Raw genomic sequence first — 17,089 nt, 5'->3', positions numbered from 1 at the left:
GGTTTTCAGGCTACGAAACTAACCGGCTCCGCCCCATTCCTGCCAGGAAGCACCGCGCCAACCGCCTTGATGCTGTCCACAAACGCCCTCGCCGAGGCCTCCCAGGTGTAATTGGCGGCGAATTCGACGCAGTCCTGCCGGGACACGTCGAGCGCCGCGAAGCAGGCGTTGCGCAGATCATGATCGAGGGCGCCGACCGGTGCATCGCCGATCACGTCGCGAGGGCCCTTCACCGGGAAGGCCGCGACCGGCAGGCCGCTGGCGAGCGCTTCCAGCAGGACCAGGCCGAACGTGTCGGTCTTGCTGGGGAACACGAACACGTCGGCCGCAGCATAGATTGCCGCCAGCGCCTCGCCGTGCTTCTCGCCCAGGAAGATCGCATCCGGATAGGCTTCTTCCAGCGCGACCCGCGCCGGGCCGTCGCCGACGATCACCTTGGTGCCGGGCAGATCGAGATCGAGAAACGCCTCGAGATTCTTCTCCACCGCGATCCGGCCGACCGAGAGAAACACCGGCGCCGGCAGGCAGAGGTCGATCCCACGGGGGTGGAACAGGCTGGTGTCGACGCCGCGCGGCCACAGCACGACGTTGTCGAAGTCACGTTCACCAAGCTCGCGGGCGAGCGCAGGCGTCGCCGCCATCACGGCGCGGCTGGGCGCGTGAAATCGGCGCAGCGCCCGCCAGATCAGGGATTCCGGAACCGGCACGCGGGCGCGGACATATTCGGGAAAGCGGGTGTGGAAGCTGGACGTGAACGGCAGCTTGCGCTGGCGGCAGTAGCGGCGGACCATCAGGCCGATCGGCCCCTCCGTCGCGATGTGGATGCTGTCGGGGCGCGCCTCCTCGATCAGCTTCGCGATTCGCGCCGGCCGCGGCATGGCGAGCCGCACGTCGCGGTAGCTCGGCATTGCGAAGGTGCGGAACGATTGCGGCGTCAGGAACGTGAACTCGACGCCGAACCCCTTGGCTGCGTCTGCGAGCTTGGTCAGCGTCCGAACCACACCGTTGACTTGCGGGTGCCAGGCGTCGGTCGCGACCAGGATGCGCATCAAGCGGCCCTTGCTGCGACCTGCGGGACCGGTGCCGGCTTCCGCGCCTGATCCGCCCAGGTGATGATCTCGAAATGACCGTCGTCATGCTCGACCAGCGCCGTGCAGCTCTCAACCCAGTCGCCGCAGTTCATGTAGCGGATGCCGGCCTCGTCGCGGATCACGGCATAGTGGATGTGGCCGCAGATCACGCCGTCGGCGTCGTGACGCCGCGCTTCGGCGGCGAGCGCCTGCTCGAACGCGCCGATATAGTTGACGGCGTTCTTGACCTTCTGCTTGGCCCATTGCGACAGCGACCAATAGGGCACCTTGAACATGCGCCGGAAGAAGTTGACGAAGCGATTCATCTGGATCGCGAAGTCGTAGGCCTTGTCGCCGAGGTGGGCGAGCCAGCGCGCGTTCTGCACCACGAGATCGAAGATGTCGCCGTGGATGACGAGGTAGCGCTTGCCGTCCACGCCGGTGTGGACGGTGTTCTCGACGACGTCGATGCCGCCGAAATGCGTGCCGTAATAGTTGCGCAGGAATTCGTCGTGATTGCCGGGAATGTAGATGACCTTGGCGCCCTTGCGCGCCTTGCGCAGCAGCTTCTGGACCAGGTCGTTATGCGACTGCGGCCAGTGCCAGCTCGATTTCAGCGCCCAGCCGTCGACGATGTCTCCGACGAGATAGATCGTGTCGGCATCGTGGTAGCGCAGGAAGTCGAGCAACAGGTCGGCTTGAGAACCGCGGGCTCCGAGATGAACGTCGGAGATGAACAACGTGCGAAAGCGCCTTTCAGGGCTCTCGTCACTCACATCGTAACTTCCCATGCGCCAGCCTGTAACCAATGTCCCGTGACAGGGGGATGACAGATTGAACCCTTGAGGCACCCTCAGATACGAATCAGACCTTGCCTCGCCCTCCCCGCGAATATCAGTCGCATGCGACAATCAGGCGACATGACGCCGTAGCCGCCTCCGCAAGACCCCGGAACCGATGGCCGAACAGGTTAACGGCAGCGGTCGCGCGCGCCGCGGGCGGTGCGCTCGCGGCCCGGATCAGTAAAATTTGTGGAAATGATGGATCGGCCCGTGGCCGTGGCCGACGCTGAAGCGGTCGGCGGCCGCGATCGCTGCGCTGATCCAGGCCTTGGCGTTCCGCACGGCGCGCTCCAGATCCTCACCCCTGGCAAGCCCGGACGCGACGGCCGAGGACAGCGAGCACCCCGTACCGTGGGTGTTGCGGGTGGCGACCCGCGGCGCCGCAAGCGCGATCGTGCTCTCGGCATCGACGAGATAGTCGATGCTTTCGGCGCCCTCGCCGTGCCCGCCCTTGATCAGGACCGCGCGGCAGCCCAGCGCCAGCAGCCGGCGCCCCTGGCTCTCGATCTCGGCCTCGCTTGCAGCGACGGGCTCGTCGAGCAGAGCCGCAGCCTCAGGCAGGTTCGGCGTGATCACCGACGCCAGCGGCATCAGTTTCTTGCGCAGTGCTTCCACCGCCTCCGCGGCGAGCAGGCGATCGCCCGAGGTTGCGACCATCACGGGATCGAGCACGATATGCCCCGGCATCCAGCGCGACAGCGCCGCTGCGATCGCATCGATGCTGGCGGCCTGCGCCACCATGCCGATCTTCACCGCGCCGACCTCGAGATCGGAAAACACGGCATCGATCTGCGCGGTGACGAAGTCGGCGGGCACCGCGTGGATGCCGGTGACGCCTTTTGTGTTCTGCGCCGTCAGCGCCGTGATGGCGGAGGCGCCATAGACGCCGAACGCGGCAAAGGTCTTCAGGTCGGCCTGGATGCCGGCGCCGCCGCTCGAATCGGAGCCGGCGATGGTGAGCGCCACAGGCGTCGTCATGGGGCGATTTTCCGCGTTTTTGAGGCCATCGCCCCGTCCTAGCGCGCACCCCGGTCGCCCGCAAGTTCGCTTGCTAAATCCGGCCGGTTTTGGCCTATTAGCCGCCAGATATGCTTCGGAGTGACTGCAATGGTTCCTTTTTTCGTCCAGATCAAATGCAAGCTCGGCCAGTCCTACACGGTCGCCAACGCGCTTGCCGAAGCCGAGATCGCCTCCGAGATCTACTCCACGGCCGGCCATTACGATTTGCTGGTGAAGTTCTACGTCGACAAGGACACCGACATCGGCCACTTCATCAACGAGAAGGTGCAGGTGCTGCCGGGCATCCAGGACACCCTCACCATCATCACCTTCAAGGCGTTTGGCGCAAGCTAGGGTTTGCACTCACAGAGGGCCGGATGGAAAGTCCGCTTCCGAGACAGCGCAGCGGACCAATTGTGCTCAAAGTGAGTTCTTCGGATTTTAACCATCGCGCACATCATCCAGCGCTGACACCCTCTTGCGCTGGCAAGGCTCAACGCGCTTCATCGATGACGGCCGCGTCGACATCGCGCCAATGTCCGGTCAAAAAACGGATAGTCTCCAAGCGGTTGGGGCCTTTGCATCGTAGCCCACGCGCTTAGGTCCGCGGAGGAACAATTCGGCGCCCGACCGCGTGCACTTATGCCGCGCGCAAAGTGTGAAACATTTCATTGAACATACAACCCTGGAATGCTCTTTTCGCACGGATCGTGAGCGCCGGGGGCCGGCAATGCCCAAAGGACCGCTTGTTTCGATAGCTGTTGCTGTCTGGGCGCTTTGCACAGGCGGCTTAGCCTGGGCAGTTCGCCCAGCACCGATAGACCCCGCTGCCATCCTCCGTAACCAAGTCGACAAGATTGGTCCGGGTTCAGTTGTATTTACTCCTCCGACGGAAATGACGGTCGGCTATCACGAGCCAATAACCGTCCAGCCGCTCCAACGTCATGGCGTGGCTCAAACTGAAGAGATCGAGGTTGGCAGCTTCATGCGGGCTCGCCTATTCGGTGAAGGATTCACGGCAACAACGAGTAGCGATGACGCGCAAGCCGAGTGGCTTTATGCTGAGCTTCCAGCGAAGTCGGGCGACCAGACCGGTGCACCGCGCGACAAGATGTATCTCTTCGTTTCGCGAGTTCTGGGCAGCACGGAGGAGGTCTGGCAGGCAATCTTCGCATCCGATCGCCTAACTTATCGGCCACCCCGTCTCGTTCTGTACACAAGCGCCACCTACGCAGCCTGCGGATTAGCCGAGAAAATCATGGGACCATTCTATTGTCCTGATGATCAGAAGGTCTACCTCGACCTATCGTTCTTCCAAGAGATGCAGACTGAACTCAATGCCTGCGATTCGAGCGGCGCCGACTGTCAACTTCCTCAGGCCTATGTGATAGCCCACGAAATCGGACATCACGTTCAGAACTTGCTGGGAATTATGCCAAAAGTGCGCCAGCTCCAAGAGAGCATGGAAACGGAGGCGGAGAGAAACCGGTTACAAGTTCTTCTCGAGTTGCAGGCCGATTGTCTCGCCGGCATTTGGGCGCGTAAAATTAAAGAGAAAGCGAAGATCAACGCGAGCGACATAGCAGCGGCAATTCGAACGACAGAAGCACTGGGCAATGACACCCTGCAGAAGAGTGCCTTGGGGTACGTAGTGCCTGACTCGTTCACTCATGGCAGCGCCGCGCAGCGCCATCATTGGTTCGATGTCGGTTACACAACTGGATTGGTGAAGAGCTGCAACACCTTTGCTGGAGCGCGGCAATGAGGCCCGACCTTCCCAACTCTCAACAGCCGAAGTCCGACAACGACTGCATACTACCGAGCGGGGCCGCTCGGGAGCCCCCACTGGACGAAGAGAAACTCCGCGACGAACGCCTGCTCGGTCTCTTGCATTTTCATTTTGAGGGGTGTGCCGTGCCCCAGCATTGGTTAAAATACTTGGCTGTTTGGTCAATTGCTTTCGCAACGAGCTTCGGGAGCAGCTACGCGCAACCGATCGTCGCCGAGCGAGACGTCCTTCAAATTTGCGAAGCGTTTTCGCGGAAGGCCCCAGAGCGAATGCCGGCAATTGTTCAGCCGGAAGCTGCCAAAAATTTCGTTGGGAGATACGCTCGCTTTTCGGACCGGCTACGAGGCTGCCTATCGGCATCGGAGCGCGAGCGCGAGCCAAATAGCGTGACTTTTTTGATTCAGAATACACAGTATGAGAGTTACTGGAAGTTCCTCACTGATTCCAACTCAGTTCAATGGATTTCTATCGAGAGGTTTAGGCCCGTCACGCTGGCAGATGATGAGCCATGGCGCGCGCCTTTTGATGTGATAGCAGCCCCGATCAGGCCAACGATTAAACCCGGCGGCACAAAAATAGACCCGGATACCCAAGGCGGCGCAATTCAAGACTCCAGAATCGACACACGTATCGTTGAGTTTTTCTATGCAACGAACCGCAAACAGTCGGACGCTCCCCCCGATGTCGAAGGCCATCCCCAGCCCGCATTCACAAGCGATGGACCTCCTGTCTACAGCTTAAACGGCTGGGCTGCTGTCAGCGGCTACACAGGCGAGCGCAACCCTGATCTGAGTGTCGGGATCGTTCGCGTCCGGGTGCCTGAAGGACACCACATCGGAAACATAGAATTGCCCCCGAGCCTTAAGCTCTTCGGATTTGAATTGAGAAGAGACACACTTGACCCAACGAAGCATTTTACTATTCGCAGCATCGAGAAAACAGACGAAGCGAAATGGATAAGAACGCTAGCGTCAACGAAAAAGAAGAAGGCTCTCGTGTTTGTCCATGGCTTCAATACCAAATTCCGCGACGCCGTCTTCCGGGCAGCGCAGATAACTTGGGATCTTCAGTTCAGAGGCACCACAGTCTTATTCTCATGGCCGTCTCGCGGGGATATCGCGGACTATCTCTATGACAAAGAAAGCGCGTTGGCTTCGCGCACGGCCTTTCTTCGCGTGATCGACGATCTTTACAAAGCCGGATATGACAACATCGATGTGATAGCTCACAGTATGGGGAACTTGATCGCAGTTGAGGCCCTATCAAATAGCGCAGCGACACGATCACCCACGGCTATCGCGCAGTTGATTATGGTCGCCCCCGATGTGGACCGAGACATGTTTGTTCAAGACATTCCCGGCGTTGCAAAGGTCACTAAGGGGCTTACACTTTACGCATCCAAGAACGACAAGGCCTTGCAGCTATCGAAGCGTATTGCCGGAGGTATCCCGCGCGCAGGAGATGTACCTGATGCCGGGCCAGTTGTTTTGCCCGGACTTTGGACGATTGATGTCAGTCTAATTGGAGATGAACTGTTCGGACTAAATCATAACACGTTCGCCACAACACGAAATGTGCTTAACGATCTTGCGATACTACTTATGGAAGGCAAGCCTCCACCACGGCTAGTTGAAATCCGGGGCTTCCCTGAGCCTCCCCAAAAAGCCGCATACTTCCGCTACATACCCTAGACTAGCTGCCTTCCTTGCGTTTCGGCCGCGGAGGCCCGTCGACCGGCGGCAGCGATTTGATGTACTCCGCCATCGCCGCGAGATCCTCGTCCGGCAATTGCGAGGTGTTCTTGATCACGCGCGTCATCGCGCCGCCGACGCTGTCGCCGTCGGGCAATTCGCCGGTCTTGAGGAAATAGGCAATATCCTTCGCGCTCCACTCGCCGAGACGCTTCTGTGTGATGTTGGGCACCCACCCGTCGCCTTCCGGATTGGGGCCGCCGGCAAAGCGTTCTCCGGAAATGATGCCGCCGAGCGCATTGCGCGGGCTGTGGCATTCGGCGCAATGGCCGAAACTGTTGACGAGATAGGCGCCGCGATTCCATTGCGGCGACTTCGTGCCGTCGGCGACGAAGGGCTTTCCGTCCATAAACAGGAATTTCCAGATGCCGATGTTGCGCCGGATGTCGAACGGAAAGCGCACGTCGTGGTCACGCACCTTGCCTGCGACGGGCGACAGCGTTTTCAGATAGGCGAAGAGGTCGAGCACGTCCTCGCGCCTGGCGTGCTGATAGGACGTGTAGGGAAACGCCGGGAAATAATGCTGTCCGTCCGGCGAGACCCCGTGCATGACCGCGTTGACGAAATCGGCGTCGGTCCATTTGCCGATGCCGTAGGTCGGATCGGAGGAGATGTTCGGCGCATAGAACGTTCCGAACGGCGACTTGATCGCGACGCCGCCGCCGAGCCTGGTGCGATCGGGCTGGTCGGGGACGGCATGGCAGGACGCGCATCCGCCGGCGTTGAACATCACCTCGCCATTGGCGAGATTGGGGACATGGGCAGGCGTGGCAGCGGCACCGGCCGCCACCACCGGCGCGCTGAGCCACCAATAGACGCCCGCAGCAGCGACCGCGGCAAGCAGCGCCACGACAATTGTTCGTTGCAACATGCAGATCCATTCATTGCTTGCCGCGAACTTATGACCGATGTCCACGCGGCTCCAGCCACGAAGAATTTAGCCCGCCCCGGCCGGAAACGGGAATAAACTGAAACGGCCAATGTTGGAAGGTTGGCAGGCCAACGAGGTCTCAGGGAGAATGTTATGAACAAGACCGTCATCGCCATGGTCGCGCTGGGCGCCGCAGCTTTTGCAGCCCCCGCCGGCGCCGAAAAGTTGAAAGCAACGCTCGACGGCAAGTCCGAGGTGCCCGCGACCACCACCAGCGGCACCGGAACCGCCGATCTGGACTATGATGCCGCCAGCAAGAAGCTGTCCTGGAAGGTCACCTATTCCGGTCTGTCCGGCCCGGCAACAGCCGCCCACTTCCACGGGCCGGCCGAGGCCGGCAAGAACGCTGGCGTCGCGGTCGCGATCCCGAACGCGACCTCCAGCCCGGTCGAGGGCTCGGCAACGCTGACCGATGCGCAGGCCGCCGATCTGCTCGCCGGCAAGCTCTACGTCAACATCCACACCGCGGCCAATCCGGGCGGCGAGATCCGCGGCCAGGTGACGAAGTAACCTCAAGGCTGCTTCGTACGCGAAGGCCGGGCGCCGGAGGGAGCGTCCGGCCTTTTCGATTCCGCACGCCGCGAGGTGGCCGCGCACGCTCATTCCGGCATGCCGGCAACCCGGAGCGCTTGCGTCAGCTTTTCGACATCTTCCCGTCGGCGGTATCGCCGTGTGTACGCATCGATACGCTTATTGGGACATAGTTGCATCGCACGGTCGCAAATCCGCCGGGCTTCCCCAATCCGGTCTGACGCCGCATGGCATGCCGCCAGAATGAATTGCGCAGGCGGAAAGATCGGTATCAGCCTGATGGCGGCTGCCGCGCAAGCCAAGGCGTCATCATGACGGTCAGCAAGAAAATGAGCGTAAGCCAAGCCCGTCTGGGCATTGGCGCCCCCATGCGGATGAAGCGGGTTCAAACGCAATGCGGTGTTGAATTGCTCGATTGCGGCGTCACCGCGACCAAGCCAGAGTTGGCTCCAACCGTTCCAATGTCGTGCGATGACGAGGTTTGGGTCCAGCTTGATCGCGCGCACGAGAAGAGCATCGCCTTCCTCGACCTCGCCTGCCACCTGGGAGAGCGCGTGTCCGGCCATCGCAAGCACCGACGGATCGTTCGGGTCAAGCTCGACCGCCCGCCTCGCCAGCCGCGCGGCTTCACTGTGTTCATGGGCTTCATCAGTGATCCAGTCGAAAACATTCCTCAGGACATAGCAACGGGCGCCGAGCGCGTATGCACGCGCGAATTCGGGATCGATCTCGCGGGCAGTTCTTGCGAGCTCGATAGCCTCGATGCTTGCTTCCTCGGTAAATTTGAAGAACGAGGCAAATGCCCGAAGATAATAGTCATAAGCCTGAAGGTTGTCGGTCGGCTTGCGTTGGGCGCGCTCGATTTCGGCGCGCTCCAGTCGCGGGGAGATTGCGCCGATGACACTGCTCGTCAGCCGATCCTGCAGGTCGAAAAGATCTTCGATCTCACTGTCAAACCGGTCCGTCCAGAGATTCAGGCCGGTCGCCGCGTCGATCAACTGACCGGCGATTCGGACTCGATTGCCGGCCTTGCGCACACTGCCTTCGAGCACGTAGCGAACGCCCAGCTCCTGACCGATCTGCTTGACGTCGATCGCCCTGCCCTTGTAGGCCAGAGTCGAATGTCGCGCGATGACGAAAAGAGACTTCGAACGCGACAGTCCCGAAATGATGTCCTCGACCATACCGTCGGCAAAATAGTCCTGCTCCGGATCCGGGCACAGGTTGGCGAATGGAAGGACCGCGATCGAGGGTTTGTCGGGGAGCGAGAGCGCAGGTTTCGGCGTCTCGGCTCCGCCGTCGGCGGCCGCTGCGCCCTCGGCGGCAAGCGTTTGCCGGACCTGACCCACGAAGCGGAAGCCTCTGCGTGGCAGTGTTCTTATCAGCCGCTGCTCTTCGCCAGAATCCCCGATCGCGCATCGCGCACTGTTGAGGCGGGTCGTCAGCGCAGCATCGGACACGCAGCGCCCCTGCCAAATGGCATCGATGAGTTCATCCTTGCCTACGACGCGCTCCCGGTTGCGGATCAGGTAATCGAGGAGATCGAACACCAGTGGCGTAACTGAGATCCGATCCGCTCCGCGATGCAGCTCTCGCCGACCGGCGTCGAATGCATACTCCTCAAAGAGATAGCGCACGGTGCGAATCCCTTGGGTGAGCCCTCCGGGTCGACCGGGTTGGGCTTTTTTGGCCCGCTGGACGTCGCAAGAATAAGCTGCCGGTAGGAAAAATGTAAGCTGCCGGTCAAGCACGCGCGTCGGTCTTCGGGCACCTTCTCAGGGTGAAAAACACCCTCCGAAGGCACCGCAATGACCCTGATCCAAGGTACAATGTGGCCGGAACGGGCGTCCATATCGTCCCGGCATGTCCGCAGCCTGATCCGGAAGTACTGGGATGTCTTTCAGGCACGTCGCGATCGCCAAAGATTGCGCGGCACGTTGTCCGGCTTGAGTGACCGGGAGTTGATGGACATCGGCACGACGCGCGGCGAGATAGACTACGTTGCCTCCAGCCGCGATATCGACCCGCGAGACATCGTGAGCCATTCGCGCGGGGCGTAAGTCGGGAGCCATTCGACCTGCCGGGAGATACCAGCCTGACCAACGGCTTGGCACCTTGGCTCGCGCGAGCGGCGGCATGGCCGACCTCATTGCGTTGCTTGGGTTCGGCAATGTCGGGGTTACGCCCTCAAGCCGCGTTCAGCGCCTGCGCGAGATCGGCGATCAGGTCCGACGGGTTTTCGATTCCGATCGACAGCCGGATCGTGGAATCGAGCACGCCGATTTTGATGCGGATGTCGGCGGGAACGCCGGAATGGGTCATGGTTGCAGGCAGGCTCGCAAGCGACTCCGTTCCACCAAGACTCACTGCCAGCTTGAGGATTTGCAGCGCGTTGAGAAATCTCACCGCCGCGTCCTTGCCGCCGACGATGTCGAACGAGAAGGTGGAGCCCGCCCCCAGGCATTGCCGCGCGAACACCATTCCGGCCGGCGAAGCCTGTTCGAGATGGCCGAGATAGTGGACCTTGGCCACCTTGGGGTGATCGCGCAAATAATCCGCCACGAGGCGCGCGTTGCTGTCGGCCTTTTCCATGCGCAGGCTCAGCGTCTCGAGCGAGCGGTTGATCATCCAGCAGGAATGCGGATCGAGCTGGGTGCCGATCGCGCCCCGGAGCGCTTTGATGCCTTTCACGATCGCCTTCGCGCCGAGCGCGGCACCCGCGATCAGGTCCGAATGACCGCCGACATATTTCGTAAGCGAGTACAGGGAAATGTCCGCACCATGCTCGATCGGCCGCTGAAACACCGGACCGAGCAGCGTATTGTCGCAGGCGATGATCGGAATGTGTCCCTGGGTCTTTCCGATGGCTTCGGCGACGCGGCGCATCATCGCGACGTCGACCAGCCCGTTGGTCGGGTTGGCCGGAGTCTCGATCAGAATCATCGAGACCCGGCCCTTGCGCATGGCCTCCTCCGCGGCCTGGCTGACCGCCGCTTCATCAACTCCATCGGCGAAGCCGACGGCGCCGATCGACAGACGCGCAAGCGTGTTCGTCAGCAGGGTTTCCGTCCCGCCGTAGAGCGGCTGGGAATGCAGAATGACGTCACCGGGACGGACGAATGCCAGGATCGTGGTTGCGATGGCCGCCATGCCGGATGAGAACAGCGCACAGCTCTCGGTGCGCTCGTAGATCGCGAGCCTGTCCTCGACGATTTCGCTGTTGGGATGGTTGAAGCGCGAATAGACCAGCCCCGCGCCCATCCCTTCCGGCGGCTCGCGCCGGCCGGCGACGAAATCGAAGAAGTCCTGCCCGTCGTCGGCCGTCTTGAACACGAAGGTGGAGGTCAGGAACACCGGCGGCTTGATGGCGCCTTCCGACAATTGCGGATCATAGCCATAGGTCAGCATCAGCGTTTCAGGATGCAGCATATGGTTGCCGATGTGCGTCTTCGACGGGAACGGTTTGACCATGGCCTGCCTCGCTGTTTTGATTCAGTTCTCGCCGCGTATTGGAACTCTGCGATCGAAGCGCAGGACTCGGATACGCCTGCATCCAACAGCCCTCGTCAACGTCGCAGCGGCTGCGGTTGAAGATAAGCTCATACGTGGCGCCCCGACAGCGATCAGCCAGGCCTCGCCAACAAATTTTGCCTTTGGTGTGGTTCGACGAATCGATGCCTCGGCAACCGAGGCACCTCAACGCAATGGTCCGAGCCTCCCCCGCCGCGGCCCTACCTTTGACGGGCCGCCCGCAAACATCCCCGATTCCGTCCATCCATTTTCGTGTTGCCGCCACAAACAGCACTCACGAAGGCGTGACCCGCGTATGGGGAGAAGAAAGTGCGCGCAAGAAGACCATGGAAAGTCGTGGGGGCCAAACATCACCACTCCAATGTCGAGCAACTTCAGCTCGATCTGGCGGCGATCAACCGGTGCATACACGTGCTGGAAAAGGCTGACGTCGATCCTCAGGACATTGAGGTACTGACCGTTCACGCGCTGACGCTCGCCGAACAGATCGATGAGGTGCGCTGGTTGAACCCAGCCAAGGCTTTGGGGTGGTTACTCAAAAAAGAGACTCGCAAGCCTGCCGCTCGAAAAGCTTCGGGAGCCGGCTGAGCAATTGCACTCGCCTTCGATCCGCCCAGATGCGCGTCCGACCTAAAACGCGTACGAGTCAACCGAGGCGCCCGCACACAACGCAAAAAGGGCGGATGCCGTGCGCATCCGCCCTCACTTTTTGCCGGCTCCGCGTCAGCTGTTCTTCACACGAAAGGTCTCGTGGCAGCCGCCGCATTCCTTGCCGACCGCGGGAAAAGTCGCCTTGAGCGAATCCAGGTCCTTGATCTTGCCCTTGGCCTCGCCGACGACCTTGGCGAAGCTTGCGATCTTGGCGTCGAAGCCGGCCTTGTCCTCCCAGATCTTCGGCGAGGCGCTGTAGTCGCCCTCGGGCTTCTGGCCCTTTGCGCTCGCCGGGAACAGGTTCGGCAGCTTCTTGGCAGTATCCGCGAACTGCGCCAGCGCGCTGTCTACCGTGGCCTGGTCGTAAGGCTTCTCGCCCTTGACGATCGCCGCGACCGCGCCGGCGTTCTTGCCGTTGCCCTTCATGAGGGTCTGGACCTCCTTGACGGAGTCCTGCTGGGCCCAAACCGCGCCCATGCCGAGCAGCAGCGCGCCGCCAACAACCAACACTCGCTTCATTCGCAAAATCCCTTTCCCTGAGACAGGATCGTGCTGACCCCACATTGGGCCAACACCGTTTGGCAGAGTTCATTCCATCCAACGCGCGGCGATAGATCGTCGCACTTTGGATTATTTGGTCGAGTTCGAGATTAAAGGCTGTGGCGGCGGTGGTGCTCGTTGATGGCGATCCACACCCGCTCCGGGGTGGCCGGCATGTCGATGTGGTCGATCTTGTATTCGCGCCAGAGCCCGTCGACGATGGCGTTGACGACGGCCGGACAGGAGCCGATCGCTCCGGCCTCGCCCGCGCCCTTCACGCCCAGCGGATTGGTCGTGCAGGGAACGTTGCTGGTCTCGAACACGAAGTCCGGACCATCAGCCGCGCGCGGCAGCGCATAGTCCATGAAGGTCGCGGTGATGAGCTGCCCATCAGTGGCGCCGTAGACCACCTGCTCCATCAGCGCCTGGCCGATGCCCTGCATGGCGCCGCCATGCACCTGGCCCGCCAAAAGCAGCGGATTGAGCGTCTTGCCGAAATCGTCGACGATCACGTAGTTGACGATCTTGATGATGCCGGTGGCCGGATCGATCTCGACTTCCGCCAGATGCGTGCCGTTCGGATAGGTGCCGTCGGCGCTGGCAAAGGTCGCGCTGCCGTTAAGCTTCGATGGATCGGCGCTCCCGCGCTTGGCGAGATCGGCGAACGACATCGAACGGTCGGTGCCGGCAATCCGCACCACGCCTTCGGAGAGCTCGAGGTCGCCGGCACTGGCTTCTAGCGCCTGCGCCGCGATCTCCTTCAGCTTTTGCCCGAGCTCACGCGTGGCGCGCTCGACGCTGACGCCGCCTGACGGGATCGAGGCCGAGCCACCGGTGCCGAGCCCCGTGGCGATCTCGTCGGTGTCGCCCTGGCGCACGTGCACGCGCTCCGGCGGCAGGCCGAACTGCTCGGCGACGATCTGCGCATAAGCCGTCTGGTGGCCCTGCCCGCTCGACTGTGTGCCGATCAGGACGGTGACGTCGCCGCTGGGATCGAGCCGCACATTGGCGGTCTCCTCGCCCATCACGCCGCAGATCTCGACATAGCTCGCAAGGCCAATGCCGCGGATCAGGCCATTCTTCTTGGCCGCCTTGGCGCGCTTGGGAAACTCCTTCCACTCGCCGATCTCCATCGCGCGCTTGAGATGCGCGGCGAAGTCGCCGGAATCGTAGACCTTGCCCGTTGCCGTCTTGTACGGCAGCGCCTTCGGCTGAATGAAATTCTTGCGGCGGATGGCGTCGGGCGTCATGTCGAGTTTTCGCGCGCACGCGTCCACCAGACGCTCGATCACATAGGCCGCCTCGGGACGGCCCGCGCCGCGATAGGCATCGACCGGCACGCTGTTGGTGAAGATGGTGCGCACCCGGCAGTGGAAGGCCTGGATGTCATAGAGGCCCGGCAGCATGCCGGCGCCGCCATGCGGAATGTAGGGGCCGAAGGTCGACAGATACGCGCCCATGTCGCCCATCAGGTCGCAATCCATCGCGAGGAATTTGCCGTCCTCGGCCAGCGCCATCTTAGCGGTGGTGACATTGTCGCGGCCCTGCGCGTCGCCCATGAAATGCTCGGTGCGGTCGGCCGCCCATTTCACCGCCTTCTTGAGCTGCCGCGCGGCAACCGCCATCAAGGCGTATTCTCGGTACGGAAACAGCTTGGTGCCGAACCCGCCGCCGACGTCGGGGCAGATCACCCGCATCTTTTCGGTGGGGATGTTGAGCACGTTCTGGCAGAGGATGTCGCGCAGGCGATGGCTGCCCTGGCTGCCGACCGTCAGCGTCAGATGATCGCGCTTGGCGTCGTATTCGCAAACCGCCGCGCGCGCCTCCATGAAGCTCGCGACCACGCGCGGATTGACGATGGAGATCTCGGCCACCGCATCCGCTTTGGCAAAGGCAGCCTCGGTCGCGGCCTTGTCGCCGATCGAGACGTCGAACAGCACGTTGCCGGCCTTATCCGGCCAGACCTGCGGCGCGCCCTTCTTGACCGCGTTGACGACGCCGGTCACGGCCGGCAGCGGGCTCCATTTGACCTCGATCGCCTCGATCGCGTCGCGAGCCTGGTCGATGGTCTCGGCGACCACGAAGGCGATGGAATCGCCGACATGGCGCACCTCGTCCTTGGCGAGGATCGGGTAAGGCGGGCCGGTGAACGGATCGGTCTCGAGATTGAACAGGCAGGGCAGATTGCCGAGATCCTTCACATCATCGGCAGTCAGGATCAGCGCAACGCCCGGCAGCGTACGGGCCCGGCTCGCATCGATGGTGTACTTGGCATGCGCGTGCGGCGAGCGCAGCATCAGGCAGCGAAGTGCGGCCTGCGGCGCATAATCGTCGGTATAGCGGCCCTTGCCGCGGATGAGCGCGTCATCCTCCTTGCGCAGCACGCTTTGGCCAACGCCGAACTTGATGGGAGCCGCCATTTTCTTATCCCGTCCTCATGGTTGTTTTGCGGGCATATTGCCGTGGAAAAAGTGGCAAGGCAAACGGCTTTAGGCGGGCACAGGCCGCGAAGACTCGCCCGGCGCCTCGCCTGTGAGAGCGGGATGCGACGAAAACGCCGCAGCCCGGTCATTTCCCTGTGAGGAACGGTCTGGTTGATGGCACGATAGTTGCCGAACTCGTCCCGCGGTGCACTCCTAAGAAGTAGTCGCGCTGACTGCCGCTTGTTCGCAAAGCGTATCTCCGCTTCTGACGGTTGATCACCTATATCACGCCCCGCCTCCAAAGATCCGTGGCGCGATCTCTCAGCGTATCGATAGCGTGCTCGGGCGTGATGTAGTCGAGCTCGCCGCGCGTCAGGCCGATATCCATCAGCTCCCTGTCACTCAAGTCCTCCAAGGAGACGCGTGGGCTCTGGCGCCGCTCCTGAAACGCACGCGAGTATCGCTTGATCAGTCTCAAGACGATGGAGACGTCGAGGCGAAGCCTCGCGGCATCGCGCTCAATCTCGGATGAGATGTTCGTCTGTTGAGGTGGCATCGGATGCTCCTGCTGTTGTGCCGGCAGGGAGCGTGGCCAAACAAAAGGCCCCGTCCGATGCCGGCGGGGCCTGGTGGAAAAGATGTCGTCGTCGAATTCCTAGCGCGCGACTCCTTCCACGGCCCAGCCGAAGCGGGTCATGTGGTTGCGGTTGAAGTGGCGCGACGATTTGATCATGCGGCGCCAATACCACGGCAATCGTGCAAAATCAAGGGATGCGCGGAGGTCACTTGCACCTTGAGGGCGAGTCCCTCGCTCCGACGAATTCGCTCATTCGACGCGACGGTTCATGCCCCCTACGCGAGGGGCATTCCGAAGCGGACGTTTGCGCGCCGCTCCGAGAGGGCGGCTGGTGACCGCGGGGACATTCTCAACAGCCGGCCGACCTGGACGAGCCGGCCGGCTGCGCGCATCAACAGACGTGCGTCGCTCAGGGACGAACGCGGATAACCGTATTCCCCTTGCGTCGCTCGGTCGGATTTAAGGCGGCGACGGCATCGTCGAGGGTCGAGACGTTGCCGATGTTGGTCCGCAGTCGTCCGTCCCGCACCCGCTGGACGATCTCACTCAGTTGGGCACGATCAGCCTCGACGACGAAGTCGATCGCCAGCCCGTTGGAAGGCCGTGCCTCCGCCGGCCCGACGATGGACACCAGTGTTCCCCCGGCTCGAATGAGTCCTGCGGACCGCTTCTGGATGTCACCACCGATGACATCGAACACCAGATCGACTTGGCCGATGTCCTCCAGCGCGTCGTTGTCGAGGTCGACGAACTCATTCGCACCGAGGTCGAGCACCGTCTGACGATCGGCCGCACGCCCGGAGCCGATGACGTAGGCTCCGGCCGCGCGCGCGAGTTGCGTCACCATGGACCCGACTGCACCTGCCGCCCCGTGTGCCAGCACGCTCTGCCCCGCCTGAAGGCGACCGTGCTGGAACAGCCCTTGCCACGCGGTGAGGCCCGAGATCGGCAGGCTCGCGCCGACGGTAAAGTCGACGTCGCCCGGCAACGGCGCAAGGTTGCGCGCCTCGATTGCCACGTACTCGGCCAGCGTGCCGTCGCGATACCAGTCCGCGAGGCCGAACACCCGTTGTCCCACCGACAGCCCCGTCGTTCCATATCCAAGGGCAGAGACCACTCCGGCCAGCTCGTGCCCAGGGATCGATGGCGTTCGGTCGCGATCAAGGCGATCGGCCCAGCTCGAGGGCCACGCAAGCTCAGTCGGGATGAATCTCGACGCATGAACCTGGACGACGACATCGTTTATCGCTGCCTGCGGCTCGGGCCGGTGCACCAGCTTCATACCGGCCGTTCCCGCGGCTTGCTCCGTTACAACGATCGCCTTCATGAGATTTTCTCCTGGTCATTGTCTCTTCGGTGGAAATGTGAGGGAGCGCGCACGCGCCGGCTTTCCGCAAAATGCCAGGCAGTGTGGAACTCCTGTCTCTGTGTCGGCGATTGAGTTGTCTGCACCG

16 protein-coding genes are annotated in these 17,089 nt (G+C 62.1%); 6 read left to right on the top strand and 10 right to left on the bottom strand.

Annotation, left to right across the window (positions count from 1 at the left end; all coding sequences use genetic code 11):
- Positions 1-5: 5 nt before the first annotated feature.
- The 3 genes from CT676_RS10080 to thiD all read right to left on the bottom strand — a co-directional run bounded on the left by CT676_RS10080 (position 6) and on the right by thiD (position 2,890).
- Complete coding sequence (locus tag CT676_RS10080; RefSeq protein WP_135214542.1) at positions 6-1,049, bottom strand: glycosyltransferase family 1 protein; 1,044 nt, start codon at positions 1,047-1,049, stop codon at positions 6-8.
- The gene (locus CT676_RS10075; RefSeq protein WP_135214541.1) at positions 1,049-1,861 is read right to left on the bottom strand and encodes a UDP-2,3-diacylglucosamine diphosphatase; all 813 of its coding nucleotides are present in this window, start codon (positions 1,859-1,861) and stop codon (positions 1,049-1,051) included. The genes CT676_RS10080 and CT676_RS10075 overlap by 1 nt, the downstream gene beginning before the upstream one ends.
- A gap of 228 nt (positions 1,862-2,089) precedes the next feature.
- Complete coding sequence (gene thiD / locus CT676_RS10070) at positions 2,090-2,890, bottom strand: bifunctional hydroxymethylpyrimidine kinase/phosphomethylpyrimidine kinase (protein WP_135214540.1); 801 nt, start codon at positions 2,888-2,890, stop codon at positions 2,090-2,092.
- 129 nt (positions 2,891-3,019) lie between these two features.
- Between thiD and CT676_RS10065 the strand changes: the two genes are divergently transcribed.
- From CT676_RS10065 to CT676_RS10055, 3 genes are all read left to right on the top strand, one after another.
- The gene (locus CT676_RS10065; protein WP_014493934.1) at positions 3,020-3,265 is read left to right on the top strand and encodes an Lrp/AsnC family transcriptional regulator; all 246 of its coding nucleotides are present in this window, start codon (positions 3,020-3,022) and stop codon (positions 3,263-3,265) included.
- A 376-nt stretch (positions 3,266-3,641) separates the two neighbouring features.
- Positions 3,642-4,676 (top strand): neutral zinc metallopeptidase, encoded by a 1,035-nt coding sequence (locus tag CT676_RS10060; protein ID WP_244623132.1) that lies wholly within the window; start codon positions 3,642-3,644, stop codon positions 4,674-4,676.
- Complete coding sequence (locus CT676_RS10055; RefSeq protein ID WP_135214539.1) at positions 4,673-6,391, top strand: alpha/beta fold hydrolase; 1,719 nt, start codon at positions 4,673-4,675, stop codon at positions 6,389-6,391. The genes CT676_RS10060 and CT676_RS10055 overlap by 4 nt, the downstream gene beginning before the upstream one ends.
- Before the next feature lies 1 nt (position 6,392).
- Here the strand turns inward: CT676_RS10055 and CT676_RS10050 are convergent, their stop codons facing one another.
- A complete protein-coding gene (locus CT676_RS10050) occupies positions 6,393-7,322 on the bottom strand; it encodes a cytochrome c (protein ID WP_135214538.1) in 930 nt (309 codons plus the stop codon).
- Between the two features lie 153 nt (positions 7,323-7,475).
- Between CT676_RS10050 and CT676_RS10045 the strand changes: the two genes are divergently transcribed.
- The gene (locus tag CT676_RS10045; protein ID WP_014493929.1) at positions 7,476-7,892 is read left to right on the top strand and encodes a CHRD domain-containing protein; all 417 of its coding nucleotides are present in this window, start codon (positions 7,476-7,478) and stop codon (positions 7,890-7,892) included.
- An 89-nt stretch (positions 7,893-7,981) separates the two neighbouring features.
- On the opposite strand, the gene CT676_RS10040 is transcribed toward CT676_RS10045, so the two are convergent.
- Positions 7,982-9,550: a winged helix-turn-helix domain-containing protein gene (locus tag CT676_RS10040; RefSeq protein WP_135214537.1), complete on the bottom strand. Its 1,569-nt coding sequence runs from the start codon at positions 9,548-9,550 to the stop codon at positions 7,982-7,984.
- A gap of 171 nt (positions 9,551-9,721) precedes the next feature.
- Here CT676_RS10040 and CT676_RS10035 point away from each other — a divergent pair, with 171 nt between their 5' ends.
- A complete protein-coding gene (locus tag CT676_RS10035; RefSeq protein ID WP_085405857.1) occupies positions 9,722-9,973 on the top strand; it encodes a DUF1127 domain-containing protein in 252 nt (83 codons plus the stop codon).
- A 127-nt stretch (positions 9,974-10,100) separates the two neighbouring features.
- Here CT676_RS10035 and CT676_RS10030 read toward each other — a convergent pair whose 3' ends face one another.
- Positions 10,101-11,384 (bottom strand): cystathionine gamma-synthase family protein, encoded by a 1,284-nt coding sequence (locus CT676_RS10030; protein ID WP_135214536.1) that lies wholly within the window; start codon positions 11,382-11,384, stop codon positions 10,101-10,103.
- Between the two features lie 369 nt (positions 11,385-11,753).
- Between CT676_RS10030 and CT676_RS10025 the strand changes: the two genes are divergently transcribed.
- The gene (locus tag CT676_RS10025) at positions 11,754-12,032 is read left to right on the top strand and encodes a hypothetical protein (RefSeq protein ID WP_135214535.1); all 279 of its coding nucleotides are present in this window, start codon (positions 11,754-11,756) and stop codon (positions 12,030-12,032) included.
- 135 nt (positions 12,033-12,167) lie between these two features.
- On the opposite strand, the gene CT676_RS10020 is transcribed toward CT676_RS10025, so the two are convergent.
- The 4 genes from CT676_RS10020 to CT676_RS10005 all read right to left on the bottom strand — a co-directional run bounded on the left by CT676_RS10020 (position 12,168) and on the right by CT676_RS10005 (position 16,962).
- Entirely contained in the window at positions 12,168-12,614 is a 447-nt protein-coding gene (locus CT676_RS10020) for a cytochrome c (protein ID WP_028153044.1), read from the bottom strand.
- Positions 12,615-12,745: 131 nt separating this feature from the next.
- Positions 12,746-15,055 carry a xanthine dehydrogenase family protein molybdopterin-binding subunit gene (locus CT676_RS10015; RefSeq protein WP_135214534.1) on the bottom strand — a complete coding sequence of 770 codons (2,310 nt, stop codon included), beginning with the start codon at positions 15,053-15,055 and terminating at the stop codon, positions 12,746-12,748.
- A 283-nt stretch (positions 15,056-15,338) separates the two neighbouring features.
- Positions 15,339-15,614, bottom strand: coding sequence for a DUF1127 domain-containing protein (locus tag CT676_RS10010; protein WP_135214533.1), 276 nt, complete (start codon positions 15,612-15,614; stop codon positions 15,339-15,341).
- A 430-nt stretch (positions 15,615-16,044) separates the two neighbouring features.
- Positions 16,045-16,962, bottom strand: coding sequence for an NADP-dependent oxidoreductase (locus tag CT676_RS10005; protein ID WP_135214532.1), 918 nt, complete (start codon positions 16,960-16,962; stop codon positions 16,045-16,047).
- Positions 16,963-17,089 lie beyond the last annotated feature (127 nt).

Origin of the sequence: Bradyrhizobium sp. MOS001, assembly GCF_004634465.1 — a bacterium.
GTDB classification, from domain to species: Bacteria; Pseudomonadota; Alphaproteobacteria; order Rhizobiales; family Xanthobacteraceae; genus Bradyrhizobium; species Bradyrhizobium barranii.
Note: the sequence above shows the minus strand (reverse complement) of the source record. Positions and strands in the feature narration are given on the sequence as shown.

What these genes read in the sequence shown, in the direction of transcription:
- CT676_RS10065 (WP_014493934.1), top strand. Translation starts at nt 3,020, where the DNA reads ATGGTTCCTTTTTTCGTCCAGATCAAATGCAAGCTCGGCCAGTCCTAC.
- CT676_RS10045 (WP_014493929.1), top strand. Translation starts at nt 7,476, where the DNA reads ATGAACAAGACCGTCATCGCCATGGTCGCGCTGGGCGCCGCAGCTTTT.
- CT676_RS10030 (WP_135214536.1), bottom strand. Translation starts at nt 11,384, where the DNA reads ATGGTCAAACCGTTCCCGTCGAAGACGCACATCGGCAACCATATGCTG.
- CT676_RS10075 (WP_135214541.1), bottom strand. Translation starts at nt 1,861, where the DNA reads ATGGGAAGTTACGATGTGAGTGACGAGAGCCCTGAAAGGCGCTTTCGC.
- CT676_RS10010 (WP_135214533.1), bottom strand. Translation starts at nt 15,614, where the DNA reads ATGCCACCTCAACAGACGAACATCTCATCCGAGATTGAGCGCGATGCC.
- CT676_RS10055 (WP_135214539.1), top strand. Translation starts at nt 4,673, where the DNA reads ATGAGGCCCGACCTTCCCAACTCTCAACAGCCGAAGTCCGACAACGAC.
- CT676_RS10005 (WP_135214532.1), bottom strand. Translation starts at nt 16,962, where the DNA reads ATGAAGGCGATCGTTGTAACGGAGCAAGCCGCGGGAACGGCCGGTATG.
- CT676_RS10050 (WP_135214538.1), bottom strand. Translation starts at nt 7,322, where the DNA reads ATGTTGCAACGAACAATTGTCGTGGCGCTGCTTGCCGCGGTCGCTGCT.
- CT676_RS10020 (WP_028153044.1), bottom strand. Translation starts at nt 12,614, where the DNA reads ATGAAGCGAGTGTTGGTTGTTGGCGGCGCGCTGCTGCTCGGCATGGGC.
- CT676_RS10060 (WP_244623132.1), top strand. Translation starts at nt 3,642, where the DNA reads ATGCCCAAAGGACCGCTTGTTTCGATAGCTGTTGCTGTCTGGGCGCTT.
- thiD (WP_135214540.1), bottom strand. Translation starts at nt 2,890, where the DNA reads ATGACGACGCCTGTGGCGCTCACCATCGCCGGCTCCGATTCGAGCGGC.
- CT676_RS10015 (WP_135214534.1), bottom strand. Translation starts at nt 15,055, where the DNA reads ATGGCGGCTCCCATCAAGTTCGGCGTTGGCCAAAGCGTGCTGCGCAAG.
- CT676_RS10035 (WP_085405857.1), top strand. Translation starts at nt 9,722, where the DNA reads ATGACCCTGATCCAAGGTACAATGTGGCCGGAACGGGCGTCCATATCG.
- CT676_RS10080 (WP_135214542.1), bottom strand. Translation starts at nt 1,049, where the DNA reads ATGCGCATCCTGGTCGCGACCGACGCCTGGCACCCGCAAGTCAACGGT.